This window comes from Mycobacterium heidelbergense (assembly GCF_050205645.1).
Classification (GTDB): domain Bacteria; phylum Actinomycetota; class Actinomycetes; order Mycobacteriales; family Mycobacteriaceae; genus Mycobacterium; species Mycobacterium heidelbergense_A.
Genome location: NZ_JBNMQT010000001.1, coordinates 336244 through 353082, shown reverse-complemented (window position 1 = coordinate 353082; position 16839 = coordinate 336244). Strand labels below are relative to the sequence as shown.

The 16839-nt window shown below is 69.7% G+C and carries 18 protein-coding genes; 8 read left to right on the top strand and 10 right to left on the bottom strand.

What is annotated here, in order from left to right; genetic code table 11:
* Nucleotides 1-86 precede the first annotated feature (86 nt).
* Nucleotides 87-944, top strand: a complete 858-nt coding sequence (locus tag ACQI5H_RS01210) for a helix-turn-helix domain-containing protein (RefSeq protein ID WP_427077603.1) — start codon at nucleotides 87-89, stop codon at nucleotides 942-944.
* Here the strand turns inward: ACQI5H_RS01210 and nadC are convergent.
* From nadC to nadA, 3 genes are read right to left on the bottom strand one after another with little or no spacing between them, the layout of a single operon-like run.
* Nucleotides 881-1738 carry a carboxylating nicotinate-nucleotide diphosphorylase gene (gene nadC / locus ACQI5H_RS01205; protein ID WP_427077602.1) on the bottom strand — a complete coding sequence of 286 codons (858 nt, stop codon included), beginning with the start codon at nucleotides 1736-1738 and terminating at the stop codon, nucleotides 881-883. The genes ACQI5H_RS01210 and nadC overlap by 64 nt on opposite strands.
* Nucleotides 1738-3321: an L-aspartate oxidase gene (locus tag ACQI5H_RS01200; RefSeq protein ID WP_427077601.1), complete on the bottom strand. Its 1584-nt coding sequence runs from the start codon at nucleotides 3319-3321 to the stop codon at nucleotides 1738-1740. The genes nadC and ACQI5H_RS01200 overlap by 1 nt, the downstream gene beginning before the upstream one ends.
* On the bottom strand, nucleotides 3318-4367 hold the full coding sequence (nadA, locus tag ACQI5H_RS01195; RefSeq protein ID WP_427077600.1) for a quinolinate synthase NadA: 1050 nt from the start codon (nucleotides 4365-4367) through the stop codon (nucleotides 3318-3320). Before nadA ends, ACQI5H_RS01200 begins: the two co-directional genes overlap by 4 nt.
* A gap of 49 nt (nucleotides 4368-4416) precedes the next feature.
* Here nadA and ACQI5H_RS01190 point away from each other — a divergent pair, with 49 nt between their 5' ends.
* Entirely contained in the window at nucleotides 4417-5136 is a 720-nt protein-coding gene (locus ACQI5H_RS01190; RefSeq protein WP_427077599.1) for an NUDIX hydrolase, read from the top strand.
* Between the two features lie 123 nt (nucleotides 5137-5259).
* Nucleotides 5260-6600, top strand: coding sequence for a lipase family protein (locus ACQI5H_RS01185; protein ID WP_427077598.1), 1341 nt, complete (start codon nucleotides 5260-5262; stop codon nucleotides 6598-6600).
* 16 nt (nucleotides 6601-6616) lie between these two features.
* On the opposite strand, the gene ACQI5H_RS01180 is transcribed toward ACQI5H_RS01185, so the two are convergent.
* From ACQI5H_RS01180 to bioB, 3 genes are read right to left on the bottom strand one after another with little or no spacing between them, the layout of a single operon-like run.
* Complete coding sequence (locus ACQI5H_RS01180; RefSeq protein ID WP_427077597.1) at nucleotides 6617-7258, bottom strand: DUF2567 domain-containing protein; 642 nt, start codon at nucleotides 7256-7258, stop codon at nucleotides 6617-6619.
* Nucleotides 7255-7482, bottom strand: coding sequence for a hypothetical protein (locus ACQI5H_RS01175; protein WP_427077666.1), 228 nt, complete (start codon nucleotides 7480-7482; stop codon nucleotides 7255-7257). The genes ACQI5H_RS01180 and ACQI5H_RS01175 overlap by 4 nt, the downstream gene beginning before the upstream one ends.
* Nucleotides 7483-7512: 30 nt before the next feature.
* On the bottom strand, nucleotides 7513-8550 hold the full coding sequence (gene bioB, locus ACQI5H_RS01170; protein WP_427077596.1) for a biotin synthase BioB: 1038 nt from the start codon (nucleotides 8548-8550) through the stop codon (nucleotides 7513-7515).
* Nucleotides 8551-8689: 139 nt separating this feature from the next.
* Here bioB and ACQI5H_RS01165 point away from each other — a divergent pair, with 139 nt between their 5' ends.
* The 4 genes from ACQI5H_RS01165 to ACQI5H_RS01150 all read left to right on the top strand — a co-directional run bounded on the left by ACQI5H_RS01165 (nucleotide 8690) and on the right by ACQI5H_RS01150 (nucleotide 12545).
* The gene (locus ACQI5H_RS01165; protein WP_427077595.1) at nucleotides 8690-8875 is read left to right on the top strand and encodes a hypothetical protein; all 186 of its coding nucleotides are present in this window, start codon (nucleotides 8690-8692) and stop codon (nucleotides 8873-8875) included.
* Between the two features lie 112 nt (nucleotides 8876-8987).
* Nucleotides 8988-10826, top strand: a complete 1839-nt coding sequence (locus tag ACQI5H_RS01160; RefSeq protein WP_427077594.1) for a hypothetical protein — start codon at nucleotides 8988-8990, stop codon at nucleotides 10824-10826.
* Nucleotides 10827-10830: 4 nt separating this feature from the next.
* A complete protein-coding gene (locus tag ACQI5H_RS01155) occupies nucleotides 10831-11196 on the top strand; it encodes a hypothetical protein (RefSeq protein ID WP_427077593.1) in 366 nt (121 codons plus the stop codon).
* Nucleotides 11193-12545, top strand: coding sequence for a hypothetical protein (locus ACQI5H_RS01150; RefSeq protein ID WP_427077592.1), 1353 nt, complete (start codon nucleotides 11193-11195; stop codon nucleotides 12543-12545). The genes ACQI5H_RS01155 and ACQI5H_RS01150 overlap by 4 nt, the downstream gene beginning before the upstream one ends.
* Nucleotides 12546-12550: 5 nt before the next feature.
* On the opposite strand, the gene ACQI5H_RS01145 is transcribed toward ACQI5H_RS01150, so the two are convergent.
* Genes ACQI5H_RS01145 through ACQI5H_RS01135 form a run of 3 tightly spaced genes read right to left on the bottom strand, consistent with a single transcriptional unit; the run spans nucleotide 12551 to nucleotide 14897 of the window.
* Entirely contained in the window at nucleotides 12551-13060 is a 510-nt protein-coding gene (locus tag ACQI5H_RS01145) for a 2'-5' RNA ligase family protein (protein ID WP_427077591.1), read from the bottom strand.
* The gene (bioD, locus tag ACQI5H_RS01140) at nucleotides 13060-13740 is read right to left on the bottom strand and encodes a dethiobiotin synthase (protein WP_427077590.1); all 681 of its coding nucleotides are present in this window, start codon (nucleotides 13738-13740) and stop codon (nucleotides 13060-13062) included. Before bioD ends, ACQI5H_RS01145 begins: the two co-directional genes overlap by 1 nt.
* Entirely contained in the window at nucleotides 13737-14897 is a 1161-nt protein-coding gene (locus tag ACQI5H_RS01135; RefSeq protein ID WP_427077589.1) for an 8-amino-7-oxononanoate synthase, read from the bottom strand. Before ACQI5H_RS01135 ends, bioD begins: the two co-directional genes overlap by 4 nt.
* A 154-nt stretch (nucleotides 14898-15051) precedes the next feature.
* Between ACQI5H_RS01135 and ACQI5H_RS01130 the strand changes: the two genes are divergently transcribed.
* Complete coding sequence (locus ACQI5H_RS01130; RefSeq protein ID WP_427077588.1) at nucleotides 15052-15480, top strand: hypothetical protein; 429 nt, start codon at nucleotides 15052-15054, stop codon at nucleotides 15478-15480.
* A gap of 7 nt (nucleotides 15481-15487) precedes the next feature.
* On the opposite strand, the gene ACQI5H_RS01125 is transcribed toward ACQI5H_RS01130, so the two are convergent.
* Nucleotides 15488-16789, bottom strand: coding sequence for an adenosylmethionine--8-amino-7-oxononanoate transaminase (locus tag ACQI5H_RS01125; protein ID WP_427077587.1), 1302 nt, complete (start codon nucleotides 16787-16789; stop codon nucleotides 15488-15490).
* Nucleotides 16790-16839: the final 50 nt, after the last annotated feature.

Below are 16839 nucleotides of genomic sequence, written 5' to 3'. Positions count from 1 at the left end.
CCAGCTTCGCGACCAGCGGGCGCGGGGTCTTGAAGATTCTTGCGGGCGCTGTCATACCGCGGCAGTAGCCTGGCGCCGTGTTGTCGATGGCCACACTCGCCGTCCGGCCGCACTTCAGCCTGCAGGCGTGGACGTGCCGGCCCGAGGGTTCGGGCTGGTCGGCGATCGAGCGCCCGGCGGACGGGCGGCTGGTGTTGGTCAGGTCCGGCCGGTTTCAACGGCGGGCCGCTGACGGTCCGGTCGATCTCGACCCGACCGTGGGATACCTCGGCGCGCCCGAAGACGAAGACCAGTTCGCGCATCCGCACGGCGGCGACATGTGTACGTCGGTGCGCTTGAGCCCCGCGTCGTGGCGGCAGCTGGTCGGTGAACCCGGTCGCCTGTATCGCTCGACCTTTTACGTCGACGCCCGGTTGGAGCTCGCACACCGGCGGCTGTTGGCCGCCACCGATATCGACTACGAGCTCGCCGAGAATCTCGTGACGCTCACCGTCGCTGCGTTGCACAGGGTGGTCGACCGACGCACGCCACTAACCGATCGACCGGTTCCCGCCGACGCGCGACTGGTGCGGCGGGCGCGCGCGGCCATCCACGACGATCATCCGGCGGCACGCGGCTTGTTCCCGCTTGCCGAGCTCCTGGGCGCGTCGCCGTACCGATTGAGCCGGGCGTTTCCCCGGGAGCTGGGCGTGACGCTGACCGGCTACCGCAACAGGGTCAGGGTCGGTCGCGCGCTCGAGTGGCTGCAGGCGGACACGTCGAGGTTGGCCGACATCGCCGCCGCGCTCGGCTTCGCGGACCAAGCGCACTTGACCCGCGTGGTGCGCGCACATGTCGGCCATACACCGCGAGCGCTGCGTCGCGCGCTGCGAACCCCCGCCTACATGTCCAGGCCGATGTCGAGCACGCGTACCGAGTGGGTCAGCGCGCCGACGGCCAGGTAGTCCACACCGGTAGAGGCGTAGGCCCCCGCGTTCTCCAGGCTGAGGCCCCCGGACGACTCGAGCAGTACCGCGGGTGCCCGGGAATTCCGACGCTGGACGGCCGTCTGCGTCTGCCAGACCGGGAAGTTGTCCAGCAGGATCAGCTCGGGCTTTTCGGGCAGCACCGCGTCGAACTGCTCGAGTGAGTCCACCTCAACCTCGCAGGGCATCGCCGGGGCGGCCTCGCGCACCGCGCGCAGCGCGGCGACCACCGATCCGGCGGCCACCACATGGTTGTCCTTGATCAAGGCCGCGTCGCCCAGCCCCAATCGGTGGTTGACGCCGCCGCCGACCCGCACCGCGTACTTCTGCAGCGCCCGCAGGCCGGGCAGCGTCTTGCGGGTGTCACGGACCTTGGCGCTAGTGCCGCTCACCGCGTCGACCCAGGCCGCCGTCGCCGTGGCGATCCCGGACAGGTGGCAGATGAGGTTGAGCATGGTCCGCTCCGCGGTCAACAGACCCTGGGTCTGCGCCCGCACCGTCAACAGCGTCTGGCCCGACCGCACCCGGGCGCCGTCTTCGACGCGGTCCAGCACCTGATAACCGCTGGTGCCCAACACCTCGTCGAGCACCAACAACGCGATGTCCAGCCCGGCGATCACGCCCGGCTCACGCGGCACCATCGACGCCGTGGCGACCGCGTCGGCCGACACCGTTGCCAGGGTGGTGACGTCGGGCCCGTAGCGCAGATCCTCACTGAGACCCCGACGAACGGTGTCCAGCGCGGCGTCGCGTTCGCAGTCGGACAACGTCATCAGCACACGGCCGCCAACGCCTCGGCCTGCACGTCTTCATCGGCCAGCCGAACCACGATGCTGCGCGCCTGATCCGGCGCGGCATCCGGGAACTCCGCGCGATGGTGGCAGCCGCGGCTTTCGTTGCGCGCCAAGGCCGCAGCGGCAACCGCTTGCGCGGTCAACGTCAAGGCCACGTCCTCGAAATCGCGACGGCCCGCAATGGCGCGGGCCGGAGACTTCGCCAACGCATCCGACAATCCCCGCAGCCCAATGGCGTCGCGCACCACGGATGCGTCGCGGCTCATCGCCCGCTGCAGTGCCCGCCGCGGGGCCGCGGTGTGCGCGATCGGCTCGGGCGCTGTCGCGTGCGACGGTCCGGCCGCCGCCGCGTGTGTGGCCGCGGCACGCCCGGCGCGGCCGCCGACCACCAGTCCCTCCAGCAAGCTGTTGGACGCCAAGCGGTTTGCGCCGTGCATCCCGGTGCGGGCCACTTCGCCCGCGGCGAACAGCCCAGGCAGCTCGGTTTGACCGGACACATCGGCCACGACCCCGCCACAGCTGTAGTGCGCCCCCGGAACAACCGGAATGGGCTGGCGCACCGGGTCGATGCCCGCGGACCGGCACGCGGCGGTGACGGTGGGGAATCGGGCCTCGAAGCCGTCGATGCCGCGGGCGTCGAGGTAGACGCACGGGTCGCCGGTGGCCCTCAGCTGCGCATCGATGGCCCCCGCGACGACGTCGCGCGGCGCCAGGTCGCCCATCGGATGGACGCCTGCCGTTACCGAATTGCCCTGACTGTCAAGCAATATCGCACCCTCGCCGCGGATGGCCTCGGTGACCAGCGGACGCCGGCCGCCCCCGGCGGGGCTGTAGAGCATGGTCGGGTGGAACTGGATGAACTCGAGATCGCTGACCGCGACGCCGGCCCACAACGCCAATGCGATTCCGTCGCCGGTGGATCCGTCGGGGTTGGTGGTCGCTCCGTAAAGGTGCCCGAGCCCGCCGGAGGCCAGGATCACCGACGGCGCGCTGATGATTCCCATGCCGTCCGGGTTGCCCACCGACACGCCGGTCACCGCTTCGTCGCCCAAACAGCCGTCATGCAGCACGCGCAGCGCCACGTGGCTGGTGCGGATGTCGAGCATGGCCGCGGCGTGATCGAGCGCCCGCTGCACCTCGGCGCCGGTGGCGTCGCCCCCGGCGTGCACGATGCGTCGACGGGAGTGCCCGCCCTCGCGCGTCACGTCCCAGCGGCCGGGGGCCGATTCGTCGAATCGCGCTCCGTCGCCGACCAATTCGGCCACCGCGCGGTAGCCGTCGGCGACGATCGAGCACACCGCGTCCGGATCGCACAGCCCGGCGCCCGCGGCAAGGGTGTCGGCGACATGCGCCTCCACCGAGTCGTCGTTGTCCGGTAAGACCACGGCGATGCCGCCCTGGGCGTAGTGGGTGGCGGTCACCGCCCGGGTCTGGTCGGCCTTGCTGAGCACCACGACCCGGCGTCCGGCGCGATGGGCGGCCAGTCCGGCGGCCAAACCCGCGACGCCGGTGCCGATCACGACGACGTCGGCGGTATCCGTCCACACGGGGCCGTCGCTCATTCGCCGCCGCCCGGCTGCCCGATTTCGATCATTCGCTGCACGCTGCGCCGTCCAGCCGCCGCGATGTCGGGGTCGACGTGAACTTCGTCGGCGCCCTCAACCAGGCAGCGCAGCAGGGCCGCGGGGGTGATCATCTTCATGTACTTACACGACGCGCGGTCGTTGACCGCGCGGAAATCGACTTCAGGTGCCGCTCGGCGCAACTGATACAACATGCCGACCTCCGTGGCGACAAGCACCGTGCGCGCACGCGTCTGCTGCGCGGCGTCGAGCATGCCGCCGGTGGACAAGATCCGCACCCGGTCCGCCGGGACGGCGCCTTCGCCCGCGAGATACAAAGCCGAAGTCGCGCAACCGCATTCGGGGTGCACGAACAATTCGGCCTCGGGATGGGCGCGGGCCTGGTCGGTGAGTTCGTCGCCGTTGATCCCGGCATGGACGTGGCATTCACCGGCCCACACATGCAGGTTGGTGCGCCCGGTCACGCGACGGACGTGGGCGCCGAGAAATTGGTCCGGGCAGAACAGCACCTCGCGGTCGGGGTCGATGGACTCGACGACGTCGACGGCGTTGGACGAGGTGCAGCAGATGTCGGTGAGCGCCTTCACGGCCGCCGTGGTGTTGACGTAGGAGACGACGACGGCGCCGGGGTGCTCGTTCTTCCAGGCGCGCAGCTCGTCGGGGGTGATGGAATCGGCCAGCGAGCAGCCGGCCCGCTGATCCGGAATCAGCACGGTCTTCTCGGGGCTCAGGATTTTTGCGGTCTCGGCCATGAAGTGCACGCCGCAGAAGACGATGGTGTCCTCGGGGGCGTCGGCGGCGATGCGCGACAGCGCCAGCGAATCGCCGACGTGGTCGGCGACGTCCTGAATGGCGGGCAGCTGGTAGTTGTGCGCGAGAACGGTGGCGTTCCGCAGGTCGGCCAGCCGGCGAATCTCGGCAGCCCATTGCGCGTCACCGTCCACACCCGTATAGCCGCCGGGCGAATCGGTGATGCCGGCAATCAGGTCGTCCGCGAGCGTGTCCATGCGATTCAAAACCGTCACGGAGAAGCCCCTTTCGCGTCCAGGAGGTTTTCGACTTACAATCGAAAACATGGCCCATGGTAGCACCGCACACGAGGTGCTTGCTGTCGTGTTCCAGGTTCGCCAGGTTAAGGCGGGCCCGCGAAGAGAAAAACCGCAGCTTAACGTGCTGTTATGGGAGCGTGCCCGAGATCCGCAAAAAGGCGCGTGGTCGCTGCCGGGCGGGCGGCTGCGCAACGACGAAGACATGACCACCTCGGTGCGGCGACAGCTCGCCGAAAAAGTCGACCTGCGGGAAGTGGCCCACCTCGAACAGCTCGCCGTGTTCTCCGACCCGGAGCGGGTGCCGGGAATCCGGATGATCGCGTCCACCTTCCTGGGCCTGGTGCCCTCCCCCGCCACCCCCGAGCTACCGCCGGACACCCGCTGGCATCCGGTGCACGCGCTGCCGCCGATGGCGTTCGATCACGGCCCGATGGTGACCCACGCCCACGCCAGGCTGGCCGCGAAGATGTCGTATACGAATATCGGATTTGCTTTGGCGCCAAGGGAATTCGCTTTGTCAACGCTGCGCGACATCTATGGCGCTGCCCTGGGTTACCAGGTCGACGCGACGAATCTGCAGCGCGTGCTGGTCCGCCGCGGGGTCATCACCCAGACCGGCACCATGGCGCAGTCCGGCCGCAGCGGCGGACGCCCGGCGGCGCTGTACCACTTCACCGATTCCCAGCTGAGGGTCACCGACGAATTCGCCGCGCTGAAGCCCCCGAGTGACGTGGCGGTAAATTAGGCGGTCGCAGTGGCGCCAGCGACGCGACGCGGGCCGAGAGAACTGGCTCACAATGCGGCGGTTCCGCTTTAGTTACCCAGCGTTCATGCGCAAGAATGCCGATTGGCCAAGAAGGGATCCTCAATGGTTGAGCTCGGCAATCTGGCAGGTACGCGTGGCGCCGAGTGGATCGGTCGGCCCCAGCACGAGGAACTGCAGCGCAAGGTGCGTCCGCTGCTGCCCTCGGACGACCCGTTCTACCAGCCGCCGGCGGGGTTCCAGCACGCCGAGCCCGGCACCGTGTTTCGCTCGCGCGACGTCGAGCTGGCGTTTTTAGGTCTGATTCCGCAGCCCATCAAAGCCACCCAGCTGCTGTACCGGACGATGGACCTCAACGGCCAGCCCGAGGCGACGGTCACCACGGTGATCGTTCCGGCGGGGCTGGCCGAGGGGCAGACCTGCCCGTTGCTGTCCTATCAGTGCGCGATCGACGCCGTGTCGTCCCGCTGTTTCCCGTCGTATGCGCTGCGCAGGAAGGCGAAGGCGCTCGGCTCACTGGCCCAGCTGGAGCTCTTCCTGATCGCCGCGGCCGTCGCCGAGGGCTGGGCGGTCTCCGTGCCCGACCATGAGGGTCTCGGGGGCACCTGGGGCGCGCCGTACGAGCCGGGGTACCGCGTGCTCGACGGGATCCGGGCCGTGCTCAACTCCGAGCGCATCGGATTGTCCCCGTCGGCCCCGATCGGGCTGTGGGGCTACTCCGGCGGCGGGCTGGCCAGCGCCTGGGCCGCCGAAATGTACGGCGACTACGCACCCGAGCTGGACATCGTCGGGGCGGTGCTGGGCTCCCCCGTCGGCGACCTGGGCAACACCTTCCGCCGTCTCAACGGCAAATTCTTCGCGGGGCTGCCCGCGCTGGTCGTGGCCGCGCTGGCGCACGTCTACCCCGACCTGGACCGGGTGATCAGGGAGCACACGAACGACGAGGGCCGCGCCCTGCTGGACTCGCTGGAGACGATGACGACCGCCGAGGCGGTCATCCGGATGGCCGGCAAGAACATGGGTGACTACCTCGACGAGCCGCTCGAGGACATTTTGTCCACGCCGGAGATCTCGCACGTCTTCCAGACCATCAAGCTGGGAGCGGTGGTGCCGACGCCGCCCGTGTTGATCGTGCAGGCCGTGCACGACTACCTGATCGACGTCAACGACATCGACGAACTGGCCGACGCGTATTCGGCCGGCGGCGCCGACGTCAGCTATCACCGCGACGCGTTCAACGAGCACATGCTGCTGCACCCGCTGTCCGCCCCGATGACGCTGCGCTGGCTCACCGACCGGTTCGCCCGCCGGCCGCTGAGCGACCACCTCATCCGAACCGTGTGGCCGACGGCGTTCAACCCGATGACCTACGCCGGGATGGCGCGCCTGCTCATGATCGGGGCCAAGGTCATCACCGGCCGCAAGATTCGCCACCGGCCGCTGTGAGCCCGCCGCGGGGCCGCTAGGAGACCGAGGCCTCCGGCTCCATCGGCAGCGCGCCTGACGGCTGCTCGGCGGCCGCGGGGTTCCCCAAATCGTCGCGGGCGTTCCCGGCGGCGAGTACGGCATACACCAGCGCGGCGACGCCTGCGGGCCACAACAGGGTGAGGACCGCCTGCAGCGGACCCGGGCCGAAGAACACCGGCGGCGCCTGGACGACGTACGCCACCGCCGGCTTTCCGATCAGCGGCACGGCGTCGAAGTTGACCGCGCCGTAGCGCAGCAGAACCAACAGCGCGCCCACCGCGCTGGCCGCCGCCGCGACGACAACCATGCCGACCGCCAGCGCCACGACCATCGCCGGGCCCCGACGCTCGCGCCGCTGCCACGCCAGCACCGGCGCTATCACCGACACCACCGTCAGCAGACCCAACATCAGGCAGGGCGCGTTGAAGAAGTGCCCGGATTCGGTGCCCAGGTATTCGTGCACCCGCTCACCCGCGCGGGTGATCGCCACCGCCACATGAATCGGCGGCGCGATCCACGCCCACAGACCGCCGATCAACGCGCCGATCACCGAAAATCCCAGTGCCGCAACGGCAATCGGGCGCGCCGGGAAGGCCCGCACGACGCTGGTCGGCTCCGGCCGGGACGGTTCGGTCACCGCTGCGCCTCCAAGTCGGCCGAGTCCACCGCTCCGTGCCGCGAGCACCGCGCCCGCCAGCCGTCGGGGCGAACCTGTACCACCATTCGGCGTCCACATTCGGCACAGAACCGCGGAGGCTCGAGGCCCAGCTGGGCCGCCGTCGGTGACACCGTGCCCCCCAATTCCCCGGTGTAGACGTTGTAGACACCGGCGCCGACCGGCGCGCCTAGATCCCGCACCACAAGTGTCAAACCTAGCCGCTACAAGCTGGCTTACAAGCTGGCATTGAGCGCCTTGATGGGCATCTGCAGATCGTCGAGCAGTTCCAGATCCGCCTCGGCCGGGCGGCCCAGCGTGGTCAGGTAGTTGCCGACGATGACGGCGTTGATGCCGCCCAGGATGCCCTTCTTTGCCCCGAGGTCGCCCAGGGTGATCTCACGGCCGCCGGCGAACCGCAACATGGTGCGCGGCAGCGCGAGGCGGAAAGCGGCCACCGATTTCAGCGCCTCGCTGACCGGCAGCACGTCCAGGTCGCCGAACGGCGTCCCCGGCCGGGGGTTGAGGAAGTTCAACGGCACCTCGTCGGGACCCAGCTCGGCGAGCTCACCGGCGAATTCCGCGCGTTGTTCCAGCGTCTCTCCCATGCCGAGGATGCCGCCGCAGCAGACCTCCATGCCGGCGTCGCGGACCATCGACAGGGTCTGCCAACGCTCCTCCCACGTGTGGGTGGTGACGACGTTGGTGAAGAACGATCGCGCGGTCTCGAGGTTGTGGTTGTAGCGGTGCACGCCCATCGCCGAGAGCTGCTCCACCTGCTCGGCGGTCAGCATGCCCAGCGAGCAGGCGATGTTGATCTCGACCTCGTCGCGGATCGCCTCGATGCCCGCCGCGACCTGGGCCATCAGCCGCTCGTCGGGCCCGCGCACGGCGGCCACGATGCAGAATTCCGTGGCGCCCGATTTGGCGGTCTGCTTCGCGGCCTCCACCAGGCTCGGGATGTCCAGCCGGGCGCTGCGCACCGGCGAGGTGAAGAGGCCCGACTGGGAGCAGAAATGGCAATCCTCGGGGCACCCGCCGGTCTTCAGGCTGATGATGCCCTCGACCTCGACCTCCGGGCCACACCAGCGCATCCGCACCTCGTGGGCCAGCGCCAGCGCCTCGTCGAGCCGCTCGTCGGGCAGCCGCAGCACCCGCAGCACCTGGTCGGAGCTCAGCCCCTCGCCGCGCTCCAGCACCTGATCCCGGGCGACCGCCAAGATGTCCTGGTCGTCGCCGGCTTCGGCGCTCCGCCGAGTTGCCGCTTGAGTCACCCGTACTCTCCTGCCTCTTTCTCGTGTCCGCACGTCAGAACACGTCTGCCAAGCCTCGCGGTGGCAGCCTGAATGAAAAGGTGTTCAGAGTAGGGTAACGGCCGCCGTAGATGCGAACCGCCGGGGTATACGACCAACCATGACTACCGCGCACGTCGACTACGTGGCACATCACTGGATCTTGCTCGCCGTGCCGGCGTTTCTGCCGGCGGTGATCGTCGTGGCCGTGGTCCTCTACGTCGCGCTGCGCGATCGCCGCGCCGGCCGCCGCACACCCGGCGATTCCGCCCCGCGATCGGACCCCGCCGACAAAAAGCGTGATTGACGGCCCCTGAATCGGGGCATTACCAACACGATCGCGAACTTACCTTCAAGTAAGAAGCGGTCGTCGGATCAATTCTCCCGGGACGGCCCGGCGTGGTTGGGAAGGCATGACGATGAACGCGACGGAACTGACGATTGTTGCCGAGGCACCGGCGCGCGGTGCGGGGCTGAACCAGGTGATCGGGCTGTCGATCGCCGCGGTGGTGATAGCAGTGGCCATGCTGTGGATCGGGCATGCGCATCGCACCCGCCGCATCGAATGGCTGGCCCGGGTCGCCGACCGGTTGGGCGAGAAGTTCCACCGGCCCAACTGGGTGGCCCTGCCGGTGCTGGTGTTCACCACGTCGATCATCTGCGCCCTGTTCGGGTTCATCTGGGACGTCAGCTGGCACATCGGCAATGGCCGCGACCCTGGCCCGTTGGCCAACCCGGCGCACTACTTCATCATCATCGGCCTGTTCGGAATCTTCGTCGGGGGCATGTTGGCGGTGGTGCTGCCATACGACAGGCCCGGCCCCGCCGCGGTGCGCATCACGGATAACTGGTACGCGCCGGTAGGCGGCGTGCTGATGGCCGGCTGCGGGCTGTACGCGATGATCGGATTCCCGCTCGACGATATCTGGCACCGAATCTTCGGCCAAGACGTAACACTTTGGGGCCCAACTCATTTGATGATGATCGGCGGCGCCTGCTTTTCACTGTTCGCGGTGCTGATGCTGGAGCGCGAGGGCGAGGCCCAAGAGGTCGGGGAGGTCTACCACGGCCCCTTCATCACGTTGCTGCGCTACCTGTCCTTCGGCGGATTGTTCATCGGCCTGTCGGTCTACCAGATCGAGTTCGACTTCGGGGTCCCGCAGTTCCGACTGGTGTTACAGCCGATGTTGATCGCCGCGGCGGCCGCGCTTGCGGCGGTTGCAGCGCGCGTCACGATGGGACGGGGAGCCGCGGTCGTGTCGGCATTGTTCGCGATCGCTCTGCGGGGCGGGGTTGCCCTGCTGGTCGGGCCCATCCTGGGCGCGCCGATCAACTGGTTCCCGCTCTATCTCGGCCCCGCGGTGGTGGTCGAGCTCGTGGCGCTGACCCCACTGTTCAAGCGCCCCATCGCTTTTGGTGCCGTCTGCGGCCTCGCCGTCGCGACCGTCGGGCTGTGGCTGGAATCCCTGTGGATCGGGGCGGTCTACCACTACCCCTGGCCGACGAAGATGTGGGGCGAGGCGCTGGCGATGGCGGTGCCTGTGGCGGTGCTGACCGGAATCTGCGGGGCGCTGTTCGGAATGGTGCTCACCGGCCAGCGCCTCCCGGGCCGGCGGATCGGCATCGCCGTCGTCGCGTTGACGGTGTTGGTGATCGGCGGCGCGGTGGCCAACGGGTTGCACATCAATGTGCCGCGCCAAAACACCGCCACCGTGGCGCTGACGGACCAGCCCAGCCCCCCGGGGCGGCGCATGGTGACGGCCGACGTGCAGCTCACCCCGCCGTTCGTCAGCGACAACCCGGAGTGGCTGACGATCCTGTCCTGGCAGGGGCGGATGGAGAATAACCGCGGCCTGATGATCGACCGGCTCGCCAAGGTCGGGCCCGGCCACTACCGGTCCACCCAGCCGGTGCCGGCGTGGGGATCCTGGAAGACGCTGCTGCGCGTGCAGGACGGCTACACGCTGACGGCGGTGCCGATCTACGAGCCGGCCGACGACGCCATCCCGGCGCCCGAGGTCCCCGCCCTGGCGTCGAGCACGCGGCCGTTCGTCCTGGAGGTCACCATCCTGCAGCGCGAACGCGACCAGGGCGCGCCCACCTGGCTGTTCACCGCCGGCGGGATCGTGGTGCTCTTCTTCACGCTGATGGTGATCACCGCCCTGACGTGGGGCGCCGGTCGCCTCGGCTACGCGACGGGTGAGCCGGAGCCGGTCGAAGAGAAGCAGTCCGTGCCCGGGGCTCCGCGAGCGGCGTGACGCGATGACGGTTCGTAACGCCCTCATTTCGGCGTGGGCGGTGGTATTGGTGTGCGGCCTGGTTGGCTGCGGCGGTACGTCGCCGAGCCAGCCGCCCGCCGCCGGCTTGGACGTCAACGTCACGATCGCGAACGGCCAAGTCACGCCGACCAACGCCACGCTGCAGGCAAAGGTCAAGCAGCAGATCACCTTTCACGTCACCAGCGACGTCGCCGACGAGCTGCATGTGCACTCGGTGCCCGACCATAAGTTCCAAGTCGCGGCCGCGCCGAATCAGACATTTCAGTTCAGCGTCGACGTCCCCGGCAAAGTCGAAGTCGAGCTTCATCACCTGGACCGCACGATCGCGACCATTCAAGTTCAACCGTGACGGTGCTGCTGGCACATGGCCTGGGCGGGTCGAGCGATCTCCCGGTCCCCTACGCCTACGCGATGGTCGGTGCGGCATGGGCGTTGACGTTCACGTTCGCCATGGTCGCGTTCGCGTGGCGGCAGCCGAGGTTTGACCCCGACGCGCCCGGGCGCGCGCTGCCGGCCGCGCTGACCACGCTGGTCGACGCCCGCGCGACGCGCTGGACGGCTGCGGCCCTGGCACTGGCCTTCGCGGTCTGGGCGGTGCTGGCGGGTGTGTGCGGTCCGCAGACGCAGGCCAACGGCCTACTGGGGGCGTTCTATGTGCTGCTGTGGGTCGGATTGGTCGCGCTGTCCTTGGCGTTCGGCCCGGTGTGGCGAGTGATCTCACCGGTGCGCACGGTCTATCTGCTGCTGCGACGCGCCGCCCCGGAACGGCTAGGCCGGCCGCGGCTGTCGTATCCCGAAAGCTGGGGCTACCGCCCGGCGGCGGCGGGCCTGTTCGCTTTCGTCTGGCTGGAATTAGCGAGCCCGAACTCGGCCTCGCTGCCGTGGGTGAAGTCGTGGTTGCTGGTCTACGCCGTGGTGTTGCTGGGCGGGGCGTGGTTGTGCGGCCAGCGCTTTCTGGCCCGCGTCGACCCGTTCGGCGTGTACAGCATGGCGGCGTCGCGGCTTTCACCGTTTCGCCGCTCACCGACGACCGGGAAGATCGTCATCGGCAACCCCTTCGACCATCTGCCGTCCCTGCCCGTGCGCCCGGGCGTCGTCGCGATGCTGGCGGTGTTGCTGGGGTCGACGGCGTTCGACAGTTACTCGTCGTCGCCGACGTGGCGCGGCTTCGCCGACCGGCTTGCCCGCCTCGCCCACGGCGTGCCGGCGACGCTGTCGTCGTCGATCCTGCGGACGATCGGCCTGCTGGTGTTCGTTTCGGTTGTCGCACTGACCTTTTCGCTTGCGGCCCGGGCCACCGGCGGCGTCGACCGCGAAGAGCGTCGCGCGCTGCCCGGCCGGATGGCGCATTCGCTGATCCCGATCGTGGTGGGCTACATCTTCGCCCACTACCTGTCCTACCTCGTGGAGCGCGGACAGCAGGCCGTCATCGCCCTCGCGGATCCGTTCGGTCGCGGATGGAATCCGTTGGGGCTGGCGCACTCTCACGTCGCCTATGTGTTGTCGACGCATCCGTCGGTGCTGGCCGGCATCAAGGTGGGGTGCGTGGTGACGGGCCACATCGTGGCGGTGATCGCCGCGCACGACAAGGCCCTTCGGCTGCTGCCCGCCGGCCATCAGCTCACCGGGCAGCTGACCATGATGCTGGTCATGGTGGGCTACACCTTCACCGGTCTGTACCTGCTCTTCGGCGGATAGGCGCGTCAGCCGATCGGGTGCTCGGCGCGCTTGGCGCCGTCCCAGCGGCGCAGTCCCGCGAAGCGCCCGTCGATCTGCGACGGCCGGCCCGCGATGCGCAGCGCCCGCCCGAGCTGGCCCCCGCCCACCCGGCGGGCCAGCGTCACATGCGCGGTCCACTGACCGGGCAGGCTGTTGGGCATCGGCGCGGGCGCCAGATGCGGACCGCAGAGCCGGTGCACCTCGGCATGCAGCGCCAGCAGCTCGGTCGTCGGCAATACCAGGCGCGCGAAGACGACGTTGGCCCGGCCGAACAGCACCGGCGCGCCGATCACGGCGACCAGCGGGAGCCGCTCGCTCAGCGGCCGCAGCAGCTCGTCGACGTCGACGGCGACGCGCTCGGCGACCGCCAGCGTCACGTGCGGGCGACTGGCCGGCGCCTGGCTGGGGATCCCGGCGCCAGCGAGGTCGGCCCAGATGCGGCGGATCGCCGCCTCGGTGTCGTGGTCGAAGACCAGCTCGATCGAATGGACCATCAACCGACCAGCGTGGCTACCCAGTCGCGGTCGAACGCCGCCTTGCTCAGTGCCGCGAATTCCGCGGGTTGCATCGAGCCGGCCCCCGCGGGCAGCGCGGCCCGCACCGCAGCGATCCGGGTCAGCGCGGACCGGTTCGAGGTTTCCACCGGCCCGGGGCGCGCCGGCCAGCTGCCGATCACCAAACCGGAGCACGAAACACCGTGTGCGGCAAGCGCTTCCGCGGTCAGTGCGGTGTGGTTGAGGGTGCCCAGCTCCGCGGTGACCGTGACCAGCGCCGCGGCGCCCAGGTCGACGGCGAGGTCGCGCAGCGTGACGCCGCCGTCGGCGAGTTCGACCAGCAGCCCGCCGGCACCCTCGACCAGGGTCAGCCGCCCCGGGCGGTCCAGATCGCCGATGAGCCGCAGCACCTGCTCGCGGGTGGGTAGGGCCATCCCCGCCTGCTCGGCCGCCGCGGCCGGCGCCAGCGGCCGCGGGTATCGCGCCAGCCCGGCGAGTTCGGTGACCCCGGACAGCCGGGCCACGTCGGCGAGGTCGTCGTCGCCGCACTCGGTGCCGGTCTGGAGGGGCTTACACACGGCCACGTCGATGCCGGCCTGACGCGCATGAGACGCCAGGGCCGCGGTGACGACGGTCTTACCGACGCCCGTGCCGGTGCCGGTGACGACCAGAACGGTCAACGGCGCGCCACGGCAAGCACATCCGTCAGCACCCGGCGCGCGATCTCGAGTTCGGCGTCATCAAGCGACGCGCGGGCGGTCAGTCGCAGCCGCGACGTCCCGGCGGGCACCGTCGGCGGCCGGAAGCAGCCCACCTTCACGCCGGCGTCCAGGCAGGCCGTCGCGGCGGCCAGCGCCACCTCCGGATCGCCCAGGATCACCGACACCACCGCCGACTGCGGCACGTCGGGTACCGCACAGATCCCGGCCAACGTGCGGGCGTGCCCCAACACCGCCTGCGGCCGCCACGGCTCGGACCGAAGGATGTGCAGCGCGGCCCGCGCGGCACCCACGGCCGCGGGGGCCAGGCCGGTGTCGAAGATGAACGGGCGGGCGGCGTCGATCAGGTGGGCCCGCACCTGCGGGGGCCCCAGGACCGCCCCGCCCTGGCTGCCGAGCGCCTTGGACAGCGTCGTGGTCATCACGACGTCGGGCGCGCCCGCCAGGCCGAGCTCGTGCAGCAGCCCGCGCCCGCTGCCGCGCACGCCCAGGCCATGCGCTTCGTCGACGATGAGCAGCGCGCGGTGTCGCCGGCACACGTCGTGCAGCTCCCGCAGGGGTGCCAGCGCGCCATCGGCGCTGAACACCGAGTCGGTGATGACGACGGCGCGTTCCTCGCCGCGCGAAGCCAGCGCCGCTTCCACCGCGCCGAGGTCGCGGTGCGGGGTCACCACCACCCGGGCACGCGACAGCCGGCACGCATCGACAAGGGACGCATGCGAATACGCATCGGAAACCAGCAGCGAACCGGGGCCGGACAGGCCGACGACGGCCCCCAGGTTGGCGGTGTAGCCCGAGGAGAACAGCAATCCCGTTGCGGCGCCGACATACTCGGCGAGCTCGGACTCGAATTGCTGGTGAAGTTCGGTGTCTCCGGTCACCAGGCGCGAACCGGTGGCGCCGGCGCCCCACATGCGCAGCGCCTGCACTCCGCCCTCGATGACGTCCGGGTGCTGGGAGAGCCCCAGGTAGTCGTTCGACGCGAGGTCCAGCTCGGTCGCGACGGCCGGACGCGGTCGCAGCGAGCGGCGCAGGCCGGCCTCGCGGCGCTGGGTCTCCACCGTCTCCAGCCAGGCCAGCGGGGAGACCTCGATCGGTGCCTGCTGGGCGGCGTTCATAGACCTAGAGCCTACGAGAGCCGACGAGGCGAGCGACCACGGCCGTCGCCGTGGTGATCCCTTTGGTCATGTTTTGTTAACTTTTTTGGGGGCTCGGGGGCTTAGGGTGCCGGGAAGTTTCTTGAGGGGTCAGAGATTAGGAGGGGTCAGAGATATGACTGTCACACGCAGTTTGGCTGTAGCCGCGGCCGTCGCCGCTGTTGCTGTCGGGGCGGCGGCTCCGGCTTTCGCCGCTCCCGAACTGAGCGGCCACTACATCGAAACCGAAACCGCCGCGAACGACCGCAGCACGACCGACAACTGGTACTTCTCTTCCTGCGGTGATGGGTGCGCCTCGGTGGCTCGCAAAGGCGCCAAGGCCTTTGGGCAGGCGAAGCTGGTCGGCGGCCAATGGACACTTGACGTCGCGGGCGAGACCGCAATGTGCCCCGACGGAAGCCAGGTCCCCAATGCTCTCTCAGCGCACTACACGTGGAACCCGACCACCCTGGCCGGCACCGTGCAGACAACCGCCGACGCGCCGGAATGCGGCGATCCCGCGGGGTTTCAGGTCACCGACAACATCCAATTGCGCCAGGCCTGACGCGGTTTCAACTCAAAAGCGCGACCTCGACCATCGCCGAGCTGATCCGCGCGATCTCGTCGGCGGAGCAGATGTAGGGCGGCATCGCGTACACGAGGTTTCGGAACGGGCGTAGCCAGACGCCGTGGTCGAGCGCCGCGGGGGTGGCGACGGCCAGGTCGACGCTGTGCTCGCACTCGATGACCCCGATGGCGCCGCACACCCGGACGTCCGTCACTCCGGGCAGCGCGCGGGCGGGTTCGAGGCCGGCGGCCAGCCCGCCGGCGATTTCGGCGACCCGCGTGCGCCAGTCCTGGCCGAGCAGCAGCTCGACGCTGGCCACCGACACCGCGCAGGCCAGCGGGTTGGCCATGAAGGTGGGCCCGTGCATGAGCGCGCCCGCCTCGCCGGAGCTGATGGTGTGGGCGATGTCCGTGGTGCACAGGGTGGCGGCGAGGCTGACGTAGCCGCCGGTGAGCGCCTTGCCGACGCACATGATGTCCGGGCTCACCCCGGCATGGTCGGCGGCGAAGAGCTCACCGGTGCGCCCGAAGCCGGTCGCGATCTCGTCGAAAATGAGCAGGACGTCGTGGCGATCGCAGATGTCGCGCAGGTCGCGCAGGTAGCGCGGGTCGTGGAAGCGCATGCCGCCGGCACCCTGCACGACGGGTTCGACGACGACGGCCGCCAGTTCGGCGGCGTGCCGGGCCAGCTGGTCCTCGAACGCCGCGCTGTAGGCGGGGTCGTGGTCGCGTGGCACCTGCGGGGCGAACACCTGGCGGGCCAGGATGTCGGTCCACAGCGAGTGCATGCCGCCATCGGGGTCGCAGATGCTCATCGGCGTGAAGGTGTCGCCGTGGTAGCCGCCTCGCCAGGTCATCAGCCGGTGCTTGCCGGGCCGGCCGCGGCTGCGCCAGTACTGCAGCGCCATCTTGACCGCGACCTCCACCGACACCGACCCCGAGTCGCTGAAGAAAACCGTCTCGAGTCCCGCCGGGGTGATCTGTACCAGCAGCTGCGCCAGCCGCGCCGCGGGCTCGTGGGTCAGGCCGCCGAACATGACGTGGTTCATGGTCCCCAGCTGTGCGGCCAGCGCCGCGTCCAGCGTCGGATGGCCGTGCCCGTGAATCGCCGTCCACCAGGAGCTCATCGCATCCAGCACGTCGATCGGGGTGCCGTCCCTGACCAGCGTCACCCGGGCGCCGCGGGCGCCGACGGCCACCACGGGCGCGACCGCCTCGGCGCCGATCGTGCTGTAGGGGTGCCACAGGTGCGCGGCGTCGATCGCACTGATTTGCTCGGGCGTCAACCCGGCCCTCGCCGCAGGCATAGAGACCGAGCGTAAAGCAGTCGGGTCGCACAAACTCCGGCCATCGGGAA